Origin of the sequence: Hyalangium sp., from assembly GCF_035629615.1 — a bacterium.
Lineage (GTDB): Bacteria > Myxococcota > Myxococcia > Myxococcales > Myxococcaceae > Hyalangium.
The window spans coordinates 1-14,875 of record NZ_DASPHO010000027.1 but is presented as its reverse complement, the minus strand read 5'-3'; the positions used below and the strand labels follow the sequence as shown (position 1 = coordinate 14,875).

The window sequence follows — 14,875 nt, the reverse complement described above, 5'->3', positions numbered from 1 at the left end:
TCTCCCAGGTCCGCGACGCAGCGCTCCCTCGGCCCCCACCCTGTACAGGTAGTGTGCTGCAGCTCGCAGATCTTCCAGTCCTTCAGGAGAGAGCAGCACTTCGGCAAGCACCGGACGCCAGCCCTCCAGCAGCGCAGCCAGTTTTTCGGTTCGGCCCGAGCGCTTCGCCAGGCAGATGGAACAGATCCTCCATCCGCAGCGCTGCCGTCCAATGTCCCTCCGGCCCGTGGTACATCACCACCGGGAGGATGACCGGCAGCTTCTCGCTCTCTGGGTGCTGCTGATGCCAGCGCTCCAGTTGCCGCATCACGTACCGCAGCATCCGGAACGCCATCCACTTGTCCACCGACGACGGGTGTTCCAGCAGCAGGTAGAGCAGCAGCGGCTGTCCCCCATGGAGCCGGGCCGAGAACAGCAGGTCGCTCTGGCGCTCTCTGAGCTCCGCGTCCACCACGCTTCCCACCTCGCGGCGCAGACTGCTCCAGTCCACCTGGGCGACCACCTCCGGCGGCAACACGGCGCGCAGCTCCGCCGCCGCCCGCTCGGGGTGGTCGAAGGTGTAGCGCACGAACAAGTCATGAGGGCCCGGCATGCGGAGGGCTGCTCAGCACGCCGTGTGCCAACTCCGCGGAGCGAGGAACAGGCCCTGCTGTTCCGAGCGCGCAGGAAGGAGCCCCAAGCGCATGGACGCCGTTGGGAGTCTCGCTCTGTGGATGGTGAGTCCGCCCTCAGGGACGCTCCTCCGCGAGGTGGAACTGCTGCGGTCAGCGCCTCAGTCCACGAGAGGGCTCCGGCCCGCTGAGCTTTCTCCAAACCTGTCTGCTTGTCTGACAGGTTTGTGTCCAGCGCCGGCGACGAGGAGCGCCCACGGGTGTTCTACCTACCGCTGGCTGTTCCCACACCAACGGGAGCAGCGTCTGGGGTGGCAAGCGTTCTCGGGCGCGGCTCCAGAGTCTCTGGGAGCTCATTCGCCGCTCTTTGATGGAGATGGAGCCGGGGAGCCAGCCGGCACCACCGCTGGCCACGGGGGCCCGTTCGGCGCCAGCACCTGCTCCTGAGTGACTCCCTCGGGCACCATCAGGTCCACCACAGGTGACTGGCTTGGATCTCCCAGTCGCCCGCCGCCAAACCGCTCCTTCGAGTCCCCTGGCGCGATGGGCAGCACCATCAACCCCTGCGGGCCCTCCTTCCCGAACAGCGACGACAGGTTCACCTTGTTCTCGATGAAGGCCCCCGTCGCCGCGAGCGCATAGCCCCACTCCGGCCGAGGCGAACCCCCGAAGAAGTCATTCGGCACGAAGAACTCCACCGTGGCTCCAGTAACGCGGACGCGCGTGGGCAGGAACACCCGTGTCGCCAGCTCCCGCTCCACCGCCGCCTCCACCTCCTGCTGCGCCGCCTCGCCCAGCGGGCCCTGCTGGCGCTGCCGCTCCTCGCGCGCCGCCTGCAGCCACTGCCCCCGCAACTGGTCCCGCGCGTCATAGGGCCGCGGAGTCAGCAGGAGGACCTTCTCCCAAGCACTGCCGGGCGCCAGCGTGAGGTTGCGGCCGGGCAGCGTCTCCGTGCGGCCCGAGCCCGGCACCCCGTCCGTGTCCACGTAGAGATCCAGGTTGAAGGTGTAGAAGCCGAACCGCGCCCGCTGCGCCTGCGTCTCTCCGGCAATGTCCACCGTCCGCCCGGCCTGCGGGTTGACGATGGGGCGGGCGAAGGTGGCCTCGAATCGCGTGCCGTTGTCCTCGGGGTACGCGACGAGCAGCAGCAGGTCCAGCGAGCCCCGGGGCATGTCATCGCGCAGCGGATAGCGCAGATCCCCATCTCCGTGATCGTCCCCACGCGGATCCGCGAGGGTGAACAGCGGGGTAGCGCCGCGGGTGCCTCGGGAGAGGCAGGCGCTGGTCAGCACGCCCCCCAGTGCGAGCAGCAGGAGGGAGCGGCGGAGCAGAGGCATGGGGAGGGGACTCCATGGAAAAAGAGAGGCCCGGCGAGCGTCGCTGCGCGCCGGGCCCGTCTCGAGCAAGAAGCGAGGGGCTGCCTAGAACTGCGCCTTCATGAAGGCCTTCATACGCATGTGGTCGAACTCCCGCGTCTCCAGGCTGTTCCAGCCCGTGAAGCGGTTGCGGAAGCCCAGCGAGCCTTCCGGCACGTTGTGGTTCAGGGAGGTCTGCTCGTCCGCCACCTGCGGCACGAAGCCCGAGCCGAAGTCCGGATCGAAGGTGCCGAACGCGTACTGGCCCTCCAGGCCGAACTCCACGCCCGCCAGGATGTACTTGGCCCGCACCACCACCGAGTTCTTGTTGTGGAAGCCCGAGGCCATCTCGTGGCGGTTGTACCCTTGGAGGGCTGTGTTGCCGTCGAACAGATCCGCCAGGTACTTCGTGTAGCTCACCGAGGCGTACAGGTCGTCCGACAGTTGATAGCCCGCCCCAGCCGTGAAGGCGTAGTAGCGCAGCAGCCGATCGTCATCTGACAGGCTGTCGAAGGGCTTCCACTGGTACCCCGTCTGGTCTCCCACGGTGACGACGCTCGGGTTGCCAAAGGTGTCTGCCGTCGACAGCCCCGGGGAGTACTCGTTCTTCTGATCCGCACAAGGCTGCCCACCCCCAGGGCAGGCACCCGCCTGGTACGGCAGGAAGCGCGCGTCGTTCATGCGCTTGTCCGACTCATGGATGAACTTGGCCTTGCCGAAGATGTCGATGCCCTTGGCGAAGTCCAGCACGTAGCGAGCCTTGAGCACCGCGATGTGCGTGCGTTTGTCCTGGAAGGGCTGGTAAGCGGAGCGGAAGTTGTGGCCGACGCCCGTGTCCAGCTCCGCCACCGGGTACGGCGTGTTGGTGATGGAGGTGGTCGGGTCTCCGAAAGCCTGCCAGTTGGTATCGTAGGTGATGAACGAGTACTCGCCGGACAGATCCAGGTTCCCGTTGCCGTACACCGGGTTCACGGTGATGCCCTTCCAGCCGATGGCCGTCTCCGCGAAGGGCTCATCGAAGTCAGTGAACTCGTTGTCCACGTTGACCGTCGCCACCTGCTGGGCCTCGCTCGTCCACCCGCCATAGCCGATCTTCGAGAGGTTGTTCTGGAAGACGCCATACGCGGCGTTGGAGGGACCTGGGAAGGCAAAGCTCGGATCATGGCCCTCGGTGAGCAGCACGTCCGACTCACGCCGCGCCGCCATGATGGCCACGTAGTCCGCGCCGATGCTGAAGCCCTGCAGGTTCACCGAGAGGCCGATGTCCAGCGGGTCGCTGAGCGTCACATCCACCCGGTACGAGTTGTCCTCGCGCCGGCCGACCGGTGACGGCGAGAAGCCGGTGTCGAAGTTGAACCCCGGGGTCGTGAGCACCGGGTCCGCGTTGGAGTACGAGTGGTAGAGCGCGCCGCGGATGTCCACCTTGTCGCTCACCCGCAGGCCCGCCTTCATGCCGCCCACGCCATTGCGGAAACGCGGCGTCAGGTCGCGTCCGTTGTCCACATTGTGGTCCGCGGCCGCAGGCGCGAGCTCGGCGTCGTGCACGTAGGTGAAGATGCCGCCCACATCGAGCGCGTCGCTCAGCGACCACTTCGTCTGGAAGCCGTAGGCCGCGTCCGACGCGTGGAACAGGCCGGTGCTGAAGGACGGACCGGCCCACAGCCGCGGCAGGCTGATGCGGGTGGCATCCCATGTGAGCTTCCGGTCAAAACCCGAGCCCTGGAGGAGGATGCCATGCGCGTTGTCACGATCGATGTAGCGGATGCGGCCGATGACGTATGGGTCGAACTGGCCGAAGTCATTGGCGCCGATGGTGGCCGAGTCCACCAGGTAGCCCGGCGTGAGCACCACGGCCACGCCGCGCAGCTTGATGTACTGGTTGGAGCGCGGATCGAACTCGCCGCAGTTGCCGGCCACGCAGTCGGCGTTCGGGTTGCCGCCGAAGCCACCGAAGTTCGTCCAGAAGTTCTGGCTGAAGCGGCTGTGGATGCGCCCCTTCACCTCGACCTGGCTGGAGAGCCGGGCGTTGAGCAGCAGCTCGAGCTCGGTGCCCTGGCCGTTGTCGCCATAGCCCTCACCGGGGATGGTGGTGAAGTTGTACAGGGCGCCCTGGTGGCGCTGGTTGCCCCAGAGCCACTTGGTGTACGTCGTGCCGCCGATCTGCAGCTTGGGCGCGTCCTGGGCAATGGCGGGCGCCGCGAGCAGCAGGGTAGCGGTCGCGGCGAGCGCCAGCGCGCTCCTCCGCAGGAACTTCTTCGACATGATGTGAACCCCTCCTCATGGCCGGACGGAGCGCCGCGGGGAGACAGCCCCCGCGGCAGTCCAGCCGTGTCCTTGTGACTCAGTACCGCGTTACTTGCTCTGGCGCACCATCGTGAGCGTGGCCTTCTGCTTGGCGCTGCCGTCCTCGGCACACTCGTACTTGAGCATCTCGTGCTGCGCCTTCACCTCGGAGGGGTCACCCTTGGCGCTGCCGGCCAGCAAGTCGATGGCGTGCGGATCGCACTCGCCGTCATGGCCACCGCCGAACCGGTGCTGGCCCTCGTACTCGTTCACCTTGCGCGTGAGCAGATCGTTGCCGGCGGGGAAGCCCTCGTTGGACTGCACCACCACCTGGATGCCCCACTGGCTGGGATCGCCGGCGCCCAGGAGGGAGGCGTCCACGCTGGCGCTGATCTTCTTGCCGGCGCCCTTGGTGCGGTCGGGAACCACGATGTCGCCCTTGAGGCCCGCGGCCTTGGTCTCGATCTCCTTCTTCACACGCGCAGTCTCCTGCGGCGAGAGGATGACGAGCTTCTCCCAGGCGGACGCCGGGGCGAACTGGACGTTGAGGCCCGGCGGGCTGTCCGTGTGGCCGCTGCCCTCCTTGCCGTCCGTGTCGATGAAGATGAAGATCATCTGCGTGGCGAACCCCTTGCCCATGCGCCACGGGTCCTCGAGGTTGGTGGCCAAGGTGAGGTTGAAGTCCACCTTGTTGCCCTTCTTCTCGATGGAGGCCTCGGTCAGGTCGAACGAGCCCTTCTTGTAGACGGTGTCCGTCGGGTACTTGTAGGTGCCCGGGCCGTTGTCGTCTCCGGACGGATCCTTCAGGGTGACCTTGCCATCGGCAAAGGCGGGGAGGCTGAGCAGCGAGGCGGCCAGAGTGAGGCTTGCGAGACGGGTCTTCATGACGGCTTCTCCTTGGGAAACGACTTCAACCTTTCACGCTTCCGGCGGTGAGGCCGGACACGAGGTACTTCTGGAGGAACAGGAACAGGAACACCACGGGGATGGAGACGATGATGGAGCCGGCGGCGAAGTAGCCCCACTGTTGTGAGAAGCCGCCGACGAAGAAGCGCAGCCCCACGGGCGCCGTGTACATGGCCTCCTGATCCATGAAAGTAGCCGCGAGGATGAACTCATTCCAGGCAGTCATGAAAGAAAACAGCGCTGTCACCGCCACGGCCGGCTTAGCCAGGGGAAGGATGATGCTCCAGAAAATCTTGCCTACCGAGGCACCCTCCATGAGGGCGGCCTCCTCCAAGTCCCTGGGGATGGTGTCGAAGTAGCCCTTGAGCATCCACACGCTGAAGGGGATGGAGGTGGTGGCGTAGACGACGATGAGGCCCAGCCGCGAGCTGCCCAGCCCCAGCCACTGCACCAGGATGATGAAGAGGGGGATGAGCATGAGGGTGCCCGGGAACATCTGGGACACCAGGAAGGCCATCATGCCCGTGCGCTGGCCGGGGAACTTGAAGCGGCTGAAGGCGTAGGCCGCGGTGCAGGCCAGGAAGACGCCCACCACGGTGGTGCCCGCGGCGATGATGGCGCTGTTGAGCATCCACTTCGCGAAGGGCTGGTCCGTCATCACCGAGCTGAAGTTGGAGAGGGACCAGACCTCGGGCCACGGGGTGATGGCGCGCAGCCTGTCCACCCAGGTGGGCTCCGGCGGCAGCGTGGCGATGGCCAGGTTCTGCCGGCCGGAGAAGGCGATCGTGACGACCCAGAGGATCGGGTAGATGGTGAAGAGGGTGAAGAGCACCAGCAGCACATGGAGCGGCAGGTGCGGCACGCCCTCGCGTCGCGTGGCCATCAGGCTGCCTCCGTGGCGCGCGAGAGCCGGTTCTGCACCACGCTGTAGAGCAGCAGGATGCCGAAGATGACGGTGGAGTACGCCGCCGCGTAGCCGTAGCGGTAGCGCTGGAAGGCGTACTTATACGCCTGGGTCACGAGGATCTCCGTGGAGTTGCCCGGCTCACCTTCCGTCACCAGGAAGATGATGTTGAACATGTTGAAGGTCCACACCACGGACAGGATGATGGCGGGCACCAGCGCGGGCTTGAGCGAGGGCAGGGTGATGGACACGAACTGCTGCCAGCGGCTGGCCCCGTCCACGCGCGCCGCCTCGTAGAGCTCCATGGGGATGGACTGCAGCGCGCCCAGCGACACCACCATCATGAAGGGGAAGCTCAGCCAGCCGTTGGTGGCCAGCGCGGTGAGGTACGAGGTGAAGGGGGACTCGAACCAGGACAGCCCCTGCCCGCCGAACATGCGGATGACGTGGTTCACCACGCCGAACTGCTGGTGGAACATGCCCTTCCAGATGAGCGCGGTGATGTAGTTGGGCATGGCCCACGGCAGGATGAGGAGCACCCGGTAGATGGGCCGCAGCGCCAGCTTGGGCGTGTTGAGGATGAGCGCCAGCACCAGGCCCACCGACACGCCAATGGTCACGTTGGTGATCGTCCACACCACCGTGAAGAAGAGCGTCCAGTAGAAGTTCAGGTAGTTGAAGACCCAGACGCCGCCGTCGCCCTGCCGGGCGATGTTGAAGTCCCCGAGGATCTCCGCGTAGTTGCGCAGGCCGATCCAGATGTCCGTGAGGGGCTGGTTGGTGTTGTAGAGGTTGGCGTCCGTGAAGGAGAGGGTGATGCCGTAGATGAAGGGGAAGAAGACGAGCACTACCATCCCCACCATGGCCGGCATGATGTAGGAGTAGGCCTCGCGGTGCTCCACCACCGTGGCGACGAAGCGGTGCAGCGCGCCCAGGCCGATGAAGAGCAGCAGCGCCAGCCCCAGCACGCGCAGCAGGACGAAGGCACGGGAGGCCTGGCCCTGCAGCTCCTCCACGCGCTGGGTGACCACGGCCTCGTTCACCGTGCCCTGAGCGGTGAGCAGCCCGAGCGGCTTGCGGAACAGGTTCGTGTCCCAGGCGTCCGGCTGGAGCGCCGGCTCGGCCGCGAGGCTCTGCGCGGTGATCACCGCGCGGCCGCGCTCGGCGATGGCGCGCAGGTGGTCCTCCACCGCGCCCTGCGAGCCGCGCACCCCGTCCTCGAGGGAGCTCATGGAGTAGCGGGCGTAGCCCCCCAGGCCCACCAGGAAGACCCCCGCCGCTACGGCCACAAGGTGCCACTGGCGCTGCAGCCGGAGGAAGAGCGCTGCCGCCAGCAGCACCAGCATCGGCCCGAAGAAGGCCAGCAGCACCGGCCCCAGCCCAGGCCGCTCCAGCGTGGGCAGCGGCACCGTGGCCAGGTCCACCATGCCCACCACTGCCCCGTCCACCTCCACCGGCGCGGAGAACAGCCGCCCACCCGTGGGCAGCAGCTCGATCTCAATCTCCGGCTTGCGGGCGTTGCCCTCCTCGCGGTTCGTCTCCACCGCGGCGCGCAGCCGCTGCCCGCGGTCGTAGAGGCTCTTCTCCTCGCGCGCCAGTCGCCGCGGCGCGGCTTTGTCCCCCTGATCCTCCGGAAAGGTGGAGGCCTCCAGCTTGATGCCGGAGAAGGCGATGACGCGCACGGAGCTCCCCGGGGGGAGCTGATCCTTCGTGGCCTCCACGACGGCGCGCACCCTGTTACCGCTGCCTCCCGCGCGCTGCGCGAGATCCGCCAGCGCATTCAGGGAGATGAGGTTGCGGCGCTGCTCGCGCTCGATGGCGGCGTCCTCACGCGCCCGGTCCAGCAGGCCGTAGGCGAGCGCCAGCCCCAGGCCGAGCGAGAGGGCCAGTCCCACCAGCACGCGTGGCCGCCGCAGGCTGGGAGGAGTCTTCTGGGGAGGATTCACAGAGGAGCCTGCTGCGGGGAGGGAGGACTGGGCGCCGCGTGAGGCGGGAGCAGGAGGGCGGAGCTGCCTGGAGCGCCGCCCGGGGTGGGTTGGGACGAGGCGCTGCTCACTTCTTGCGGAGTCCCGCGACGTCCTTGGCCACCTGCTGCTGCGCCTTCTCGAGGGCGGCCTTCGGGGTGGAGGCCTTCTTCAGGATGGCGTTCATGGCCGTGGTGGCCGGCGACCAGACCATGGTCATCTCCGGCACGTTGGGCATGGGCACCGCCACCTCCACCTGATCACGGAAGGCCTTGAGCTGCGGATCCTTGGAGACCTGGGCGTCGTTGTAGACCTCGGCGTTGGCCGGGCTCTGGCGGCCCTCCAGCGCCAGCACCTTGGCGGAGGCCGCCTCGGTGAGGAACTTGGCGACCTCGAAGGCCGCCTCCTTGTTCTTCGAGGGCGCCGTCACGTACACGCCCTCCACCGTCATCCACGGGCGCATGGGCTTGCCGCCCGCCTCGTCCAGCGTGGGCAGGGGGGAGATGCCGTAGTCGATGCCCTTGGCAATCTCGCCCAGGAACCACGGGCCGGAGAACACCATGGCCGCCTTGCCGTCATTGAAGAGCGAGGTGATGAGGGCCGTGGAGGGCTCGGCGGGGAGGATGCCATCCTTGTCGATCCACTTGAGCAGGTGGTCGATGGACTGCACGTTCTCCTTCGAGTTGAGGGTGGGGTTGAACTTGGCGTCGAACACGCCGCCGCCGAAGCCGTTCATCAGCGCCGCGTGGTAGTAGAAGTCGCCGTACGAGTAGGCGAGCCCGAAGCGCCCGGCCTTCTTGTCGGTGAGCTTCTTGCTCATGGCCACCAGCTCGCCCGAGGTCTTGGGCGGCGTGGGCACCAGCTTCTTGTTGTAGATGAGCGCGATGTTCTTGTAGTTCAGCGGCAGCCCGTACACGGTGCCCCGGTACGTCATCGCCTGCATCGTCGTGGGGATGAAGCGCTTCTTGAGCGTGTCATCCAGGAAGAAGTCGATGGGCTCGATGGTGTTGCCGGCCTCGATCCAGCCGCCCAGGCGGTCCTGCGCGAAGATGAAGAGATCCGGCCCCTTGCCGCGAGGCACGGTGGCGGTGATCTTGTCCGCGAACGCGTCATAAGGGACGGCCAGCGTCGTCACCTTCGCCTTGCCAGCGTTGGCCTTGTTGTACTCGGCCACCACCTTCTCCAGCGCGGACTTCTCTTCGGCGCGGTAGGAGTGCCAGAGGACGATCTCCGTCTCGGCGGCGGCGGCGGTCAGGGGCAGCAGGCCGAGCGCGCAGAGGCAGACGGCCGCGATCAGCAGTCGCAGGTTCTTCATGGGCTTGAGGCTCCGGGAAATCAGGCGGTGAGGCGTTGCTCGGTTTCGGCGTCGAAGAGGTGCAGCGAGTCCAGCTCCACCACGACGGGGAGCGTCGCGCCGGTCTCGGGGGTGTTCTGCGGGGGCATGCGGAAGACGATGCCGTACTCACCCAGCCGCGAGTGGACGATGAGCTCGTTGCCCATCGGCTCGACGATCTCGACCTTCGCCTCCAGCTTCGCGGGCTCGCCACGGACGGCCTGGCCGGGCTGGAAGATGTGGTCCGGCCGGATGCCGACCTTGATCTTCCTGCCGCCCTTGCCCGCCGTCACCGGGCGCAGGCTCTGGGGCACCGGCAGGGTGAAGCCCTGGCCCACCAGGGCGGTGCCGTTGGCGTCCAGGGTGGCCTCCAGGAAGTTCATGGGCGGGCTGCCGATGAACTGGGCCACGAAGATGTTGGCGGGACGCTCGTAGACTTCGAGAGGCGTTCCGAGCTGCTGCAGCTTGCCCTCTTTCAGCACCGCGATGCGGTGCCCCATGGTCATCGCCTCGATCTGGTCGTGCGTCACGTAGACGGCGGTGACCTGGAGGCGCTGCTGGAGCTTCTTGATCTCCGCGCGCATGGCCACGCGCAGCTTGGCGTCCAGGTTGGAGAGCGGCTCGTCGAAGAGGAAGACGGCCGGCTTGCGGACGATGGCGCGGCCCAGGGCCACGCGCTGGCGCTGGCCACCGGACAGCTGCTTGGGCTTGCGATCCAGCAGGTGGGTGATGTCGAGGATGTCCGCCGCCTCGTTCACCAGCTTGTCCATGTCCGGCTTGGGCGTCTTGCGGATCTTCAGGCCGAACTCGAGGTTCTCCCGAACGGACATGTGCGGGTAGAGGGCGTAGTTCTGGAAGACCATGGCGACGTCCCGCTCCTTGGGGGGCAGGTCGTTCACCACCCGATCGCCGATGGCCACCGTGCCTCCGGTGATCTCCTCCAGTCCGGCGATCATCCGCAGGGCGGTGGACTTGCCGCACCCGGAGGGCCCCACCAGCACCAGGAACTCGCGATCCCGGATGTCGAGGTTGAGCCCCTCGATGATCGAGACCGCGCCGTATCGCTTCGCCACGTCTTTGAACGTCACTGCGGCCATCAGATCCCTCGCCCCCGTGAGTCAGGGTTTTTGGGTGTGGATTCTTCCCAGGATGCGCGCCCCGAGCGGCTCGACGGCGAGCTCCAGGGTGGGGCCCTCCAGCCGGCCCCCGTTCAGCAAGTCCTCCGCCACCGTTGCGCCCCAAGGAGCAGGCCAAGGCAGGGACACCTTCGCCGGCTGCTGCCCGCGATTGATCGCCACCATCACCGCGTCGCCAGACTCCGCGTCGTGGCGCAGGAACACATAGAGGTCTCCGTCCGTGGACAGCCCCTGGTGCGTGCCGCGAGAGAGCGCCGGATGCGCGCGGCGGATGGAGGTGAGCTTCTGGTAGAGCTTGCGCAGGTCCTCGTCGCGGGGCTTGCCGGCGCCGGGCTTGATGTCGCGCGCCCCCCAGGGCATGTCGCTGCGGTTGGCGGGCCAGTCTCCGCCGGGGCGGGCGACCTCCTCACCGTAGTAGATGGTGGGGATGCCGGAGCTGGTGAGCTGGAGCACGGCCGCCAGGCGGAAGCGCTTCACGTCTCCCTCGAGCTGGTGCAGCGCGCCCGGCACGTCATGCGAGGACAGGAAGTGCGCCAGCAGGTAGCCGGGGCGCACCTTGGCGCGGGACTTGAGGTACTTGTCGAAGGCGATGGTGCGGCCACGCCCCAGCACGAAGGCGATGGAGTTGCCCTGGAAGCCAAAGTCGAAGCCGGCGTCCATCTCGTCCCCGGCGAACCACGGGTCCAGCACGTCGGCATCTCCGCCCCACACCTCGCCGAGCAGGAAGAAGTCCTTGCGCACCTCCTCGCGGAGGCGGCGGCGGTGCTCCTTCCAGAAGGGGTGATCCACGTGCTTCACCGTGTCCAGCCGGAAGCCGTCCACCCCGGAGCGCTTCGCCCAGTCCAGCTGCGCGTCCAGCAGGTACTTGGCCACCTCGGGCAGCTCCGTCTTGAAGTCCGGCAGGCCGGAGACGCAGCTCGTCAGATCATCCTGGCCGCAGGTGCCCCGATCCTCCGAGCGCAGCCAGGCCTTCGTCTGCGGGTTCGTCAGGTAGCGCGAGTTGTAGCCAGGGTGGTTGTAGACCACGTCCAGCAGCACGCGGATGCCGCGCCGGTGGGCCTCGTCCACCAGGGCGCGCAGGTCCTCCTCGGTGCCGAAGCGCGGATCCAGCTTGTGGAAGTCGTCCGCCCAGTAGCCGTGATAGCCCCAGTCCGGGAAGCCGGCGCCGGTGACGAAGCTGTCGATGTTCTTCACCACGGGGGTGATCCACAGCGCCGTCACGCCCAGCGAGCTCAGCTCGTCCAGCTGCTGGCGGAGGCCCTTCAGGTCCCCACCGTGGAAGGCGCCCTGCGCGGCGGTGTCCACGGCGACGTTGGTGGCCGGCTCCCCATCCGCGAAGCGATCCACGACGACGAAGTAGAGGATCTCGTCGGCCCAGCTGCGCGGCGGCACGGTGGGCGCGGGCGGCGACGCCGGAGGTTGCGCGACGACGGCGGCGGGAGGACTCGCCGGGGCGGGCGGCGCGTCGGGCTGCGCCGGCGTGTGGGTGCAACTCAGCAGGTGGAGTGCGAGCAGCAGCGTCAAGGGTGCATGACGCATGCGCTCAATGGCCAGGCTGAGGAGCTGGGGGGCCTGCATCGCGGCGCGACTGTTTCACAGAATGCCAGAGAGGTGAACTGTCTCGGGCGAGTCAGCGAACCTCTCCGGTCGGGTCCGTCATGTGCCATTCATGATGCGCCGCGTCGTTATTTCCCGAGTGAAACGGAGCTACGACGCGGAGTCTGACGCAGTGCGTGGAGGGCGCAGCCGACGCCCTCCGTGTGCCCGAGTCCTCCTACCTCATGGGTCGCGGCGGTAGGGCGTGGGCTCCTCGGGCCAGGCGTTCGGCTCGCACTGGTTGGTGGCATTCACGATGACGACTTCGCGAGCGATGCGCTCCTTGTCGTTGTAGTCGAACGAGGTGCGCACCTGGGCGCCGGGCGCCAGGTACTCGCGGGCGACGAGGTCCCCCTCCCGGTCCTTGTACAGCGTCTGCTCATCGACGCGCAGCGAGCGCTCGAAGCCCTCGTCGTCCCTGACGACGAGCGTATCCTTGTAGTCGGCGACCACGGTTCCGGGGATGAGCGGCCCTCGGTCTCCTCGGGCGATGTCCGGGTTCTGGGCCACGCGCACCGGCGAGGACACCTCGGAGGAGGAGGCCCCCACGGCCGTGTCCGTCCTGCAACCCAACAGGCACGCCGCGCCCAACGCCGCCGCTGCGATGATCAGTCTCTTCATGCTCGGTCACCCTCGTTCGGCGGAACGCTCCGCCCATCCAAGGGGCACGGTGGCGATGCAACTCGGCACCTCGCAACCCCGGCTCTCTCCGGAGGCACCCGGGGAGCGCGGCGTGGGCCGGCTCCGTCCCTCGCGGAGCAGGCGAGGCAAAATCACTCCAGGATTTCGCGTTTCGACTCATGAAGCGACCTGGCGGGTCCCTGGGAAAGGAGGCGCAGCGAGAGGAGGCCTGGACGCCTGCTTCCCTCACCCTGCTAGGCTGCGTCGCCGTGATGCCGCGCCGGGCCCGGGCCTCGTGCCATTTCGTCGCGAGCCACGCGCGCCGTCGCTAGTCGCTAGTGCCTTTCAACCCCCGGAGGTGTGTCCTGAGAGTCCCAGTTCGTTTCCCGTTACAGGTGCGCCCGCTTGCGCTCAGTGCGCTGCTGGCCGCCGTCCTCGTCCCGCTGGCCGCCGTCGCGGCGCCCACCACCGTGACGGTCGTGGGTGACTTCCAGAGCGAGGCCGGCTGTCCGGCCGACAATGATCCCACGTGTACCGCCACCCAGCTCACGCTCGAGGCGGACGACGGCGTGTGGCAGAAGAGCTTCAATGTCCCGGCCGGCACCTGGCAGTACAAGGTGGCCATCGACGGCGCGCTCACGGAGACGTACCCCGCCGCGGCGCTCACGCTGACCCAGGCGGCCACCGGGCCGGTGACGTTCTACTTCGATCCCACGAGCCATTACGTCCGCGACAACGTGGCCAAGATCGCAGTGGCGCCCGGCAACTTCCAGAGCAAGCTGGGCTGCCCTGGCAACTGGCAGCCGGGCTGCCTGCGGTCCTGGCTCCAGGATTCGGACGGGGACGGCATCTTCGTCTTCAAGACCACGGCGATCCCGCCCAATGACCCCAATGACCCGGACCCGGACATCCGCCTGAACTACCGGGCGAAGGTGGCCCTCAACGAGAGCTGGGACGGGGCCTACGGAGATGCGAGCGGCAATGACATCCCCTTCGTCGTCACGGAGGTGGGCGAGGAGGTGGTGTTCACCTGGAACTCCACCACCAAGAGGGTGACCATCCGTCCGGCAAATGCGGCCACGGGTGACATCAACCTGGCGCGGGCGCACTGGGTGGCGCCGGACACGCTGGCGTGGATCCCGCAGGTCGACGTCATCCCCACGGGTGCGACCCTCCGGCTGCACTACCAGCCTGACGGAGCCATGCGGCTGACCGACACTGGCATCCAGGGAGGCACTGCCTTCACGCTGGAGCAGGATCCCGCGGGCCTGAGCAGCGCGCTGAAGCAGCGCTTCCCGCACCTGTCCGATGCCCTCGCGCTGAAGATCCCCGCGGCCGAGCAGAGCAAGGTGGAGGAGATCCTCGAGGGACAGATTGCCGTCTCGCTCACCTCGACCACGGGGAAGGTGCTGGACGCCACCTCCGTCCAGCTCGCCGGCGTGCTGGATGTGCTCTACACGTACACGGGCCCGCTGGGTGCGTCCTTCGACACGGAGGGCGTGCCCACGCTCCGTGTCTGGGCCCCCACGGCGCGCAAGGTGTCGCTGCTGGTGTTCGACAGCTCGACGGCCGCCGATCCGTCCGAGACGGTCACGATGCAGGCCGGGGACAAGGGCGTGTGGTTTGCCACCGGCAACGCCTCGTGGAAGGGCAAGTTCTACCTCTATGAGGTGGACGTCTATGTCCGCAAGGAGCTGGCGGTGAAGACCAACCGCGTCACGGACCCGTACGCGGTGAGCCTGTCCACCAACAGCACGCGCAGCCAGATCATCGATCTGGACGACCCGGCCCTCGCCCCGTCGGGGTGGGCCACGGTCGAGAAGCCGGCGCTGGCGGCGCCCGAGGACATCGTCCTCTACGAGCTGCACGTGCGCGACTTCAGCATCCACGACGCCACGGTTCCGGAGCCCGAGCGGGGCACCTTCAAGGCCTTCACCCGTGACACCAACGGCACCAAGCACCTGAAGAAGCTGGCCACGGCGGGTGTGACGCACGTCCACCTGCTGCCCGTGTTCGACATCGCCACCATCAACGAGAACCGCGCCGAGCACCAGGAGCCGACGGGAGATCTCGCGTCGCTGCCGCCAGACTCGGAGCAGCAGCAGGCCGCGGTCAACGCGGTCCGGGACGCGGACGGCTTCAACTGGGGCTATGACCCGTACCACT

Annotated in this window: 10 protein-coding genes and 1 pseudogene; 1 reads left to right on the top strand and 10 read right to left on the bottom strand. The window is 67.5% G+C overall.

The window, feature by feature from the left end:
• Window positions 1-82 precede the first annotated feature (82 nt).
• The 10 genes from VD972_RS01180 to VD972_RS01135 all read right to left on the bottom strand — a co-directional run bounded on the left by VD972_RS01180 (window position 83) and on the right by VD972_RS01135 (window position 12,709).
• Complete coding sequence (locus VD972_RS01180) at window positions 83-592, bottom strand: Rpn family recombination-promoting nuclease/putative transposase (protein ID WP_324979458.1); 510 nt, start codon at window positions 590-592, stop codon at window positions 83-85.
• A gap of 372 nt (window positions 593-964) precedes the next feature.
• Window positions 965-1,948, bottom strand: a complete 984-nt coding sequence (locus tag VD972_RS01175; protein WP_324979455.1) for a glucodextranase DOMON-like domain-containing protein — start codon at window positions 1,946-1,948, stop codon at window positions 965-967.
• 84 nt (window positions 1,949-2,032) lie between these two features.
• Window positions 2,033-4,228: a hypothetical protein gene (locus VD972_RS01170; protein WP_324979452.1), complete on the bottom strand. Its 2,196-nt coding sequence runs from the start codon at window positions 4,226-4,228 to the stop codon at window positions 2,033-2,035.
• 90 nt (window positions 4,229-4,318) lie between these two features.
• Entirely contained in the window at window positions 4,319-5,134 is an 816-nt protein-coding gene (locus tag VD972_RS01165) for a glucodextranase DOMON-like domain-containing protein (protein ID WP_324979448.1), read from the bottom strand.
• A 25-nt stretch (window positions 5,135-5,159) separates the two neighbouring features.
• On the bottom strand, window positions 5,160-6,038 hold the full coding sequence (locus tag VD972_RS01160) for a sugar ABC transporter permease (protein ID WP_324979445.1): 879 nt from the start codon (window positions 6,036-6,038) through the stop codon (window positions 5,160-5,162).
• Complete coding sequence (locus VD972_RS01155; protein ID WP_324979443.1) at window positions 6,038-8,005, bottom strand: sugar ABC transporter permease; 1,968 nt, start codon at window positions 8,003-8,005, stop codon at window positions 6,038-6,040. Before VD972_RS01155 ends, VD972_RS01160 begins: the two co-directional genes overlap by 1 nt.
• Before the next feature lie 106 nt (window positions 8,006-8,111).
• The gene (locus tag VD972_RS01150; protein ID WP_324979441.1) at window positions 8,112-9,338 is read right to left on the bottom strand and encodes an extracellular solute-binding protein; all 1,227 of its coding nucleotides are present in this window, start codon (window positions 9,336-9,338) and stop codon (window positions 8,112-8,114) included.
• A 20-nt stretch (window positions 9,339-9,358) separates the two neighbouring features.
• On the bottom strand, window positions 9,359-10,453 hold the full coding sequence (locus VD972_RS01145; protein ID WP_324979439.1) for a sn-glycerol-3-phosphate ABC transporter ATP-binding protein UgpC: 1,095 nt from the start codon (window positions 10,451-10,453) through the stop codon (window positions 9,359-9,361).
• Window positions 10,454-10,474: 21 nt separating this feature from the next.
• Window positions 10,475-12,031, bottom strand: coding sequence for an alpha-amylase family glycosyl hydrolase (locus VD972_RS01140; protein WP_324979436.1), 1,557 nt, complete (start codon window positions 12,029-12,031; stop codon window positions 10,475-10,477).
• A 240-nt stretch (window positions 12,032-12,271) separates the two neighbouring features.
• Window positions 12,272-12,709 carry a hypothetical protein gene (locus tag VD972_RS01135; protein WP_324979432.1) on the bottom strand — a complete coding sequence of 146 codons (438 nt, stop codon included), beginning with the start codon at window positions 12,707-12,709 and terminating at the stop codon, window positions 12,272-12,274.
• Window positions 12,710-13,104: 395 nt separating this feature from the next.
• On the opposite strand from VD972_RS01135, the pseudogene VD972_RS01130 reads away from it, so the two are divergent.
• A pseudogene (locus VD972_RS01130) lies at window positions 13,105-14,875 on the top strand (DUF3372 domain-containing protein); the annotation flags it as partial.

Coding starts and splice junctions, on each gene's coding strand:
- VD972_RS01180 (WP_324979458.1), bottom strand. CDS start 592: ATGCCGGGCCCTCATGACTTGTTCGTGCGCTACACCTTCGACCACCCC.
- VD972_RS01175 (WP_324979455.1), bottom strand. CDS start 1,948: ATGCCTCTGCTCCGCCGCTCCCTCCTGCTGCTCGCACTGGGGGGCGTG.
- VD972_RS01170 (WP_324979452.1), bottom strand. CDS start 4,228: ATGTCGAAGAAGTTCCTGCGGAGGAGCGCGCTGGCGCTCGCCGCGACC.
- VD972_RS01165 (WP_324979448.1), bottom strand. CDS start 5,134: ATGAAGACCCGTCTCGCAAGCCTCACTCTGGCCGCCTCGCTGCTCAGC.
- VD972_RS01160 (WP_324979445.1), bottom strand. CDS start 6,038: ATGGCCACGCGACGCGAGGGCGTGCCGCACCTGCCGCTCCATGTGCTG.
- VD972_RS01150 (WP_324979441.1), bottom strand. CDS start 9,338: ATGAAGAACCTGCGACTGCTGATCGCGGCCGTCTGCCTCTGCGCGCTC.
- VD972_RS01145 (WP_324979439.1), bottom strand. CDS start 10,453: ATGGCCGCAGTGACGTTCAAAGACGTGGCGAAGCGATACGGCGCGGTC.
- VD972_RS01140 (WP_324979436.1), bottom strand. CDS start 12,031: ATGCGTCATGCACCCTTGACGCTGCTGCTCGCACTCCACCTGCTGAGT.
- VD972_RS01135 (WP_324979432.1), bottom strand. CDS start 12,709: ATGAAGAGACTGATCATCGCAGCGGCGGCGTTGGGCGCGGCGTGCCTG.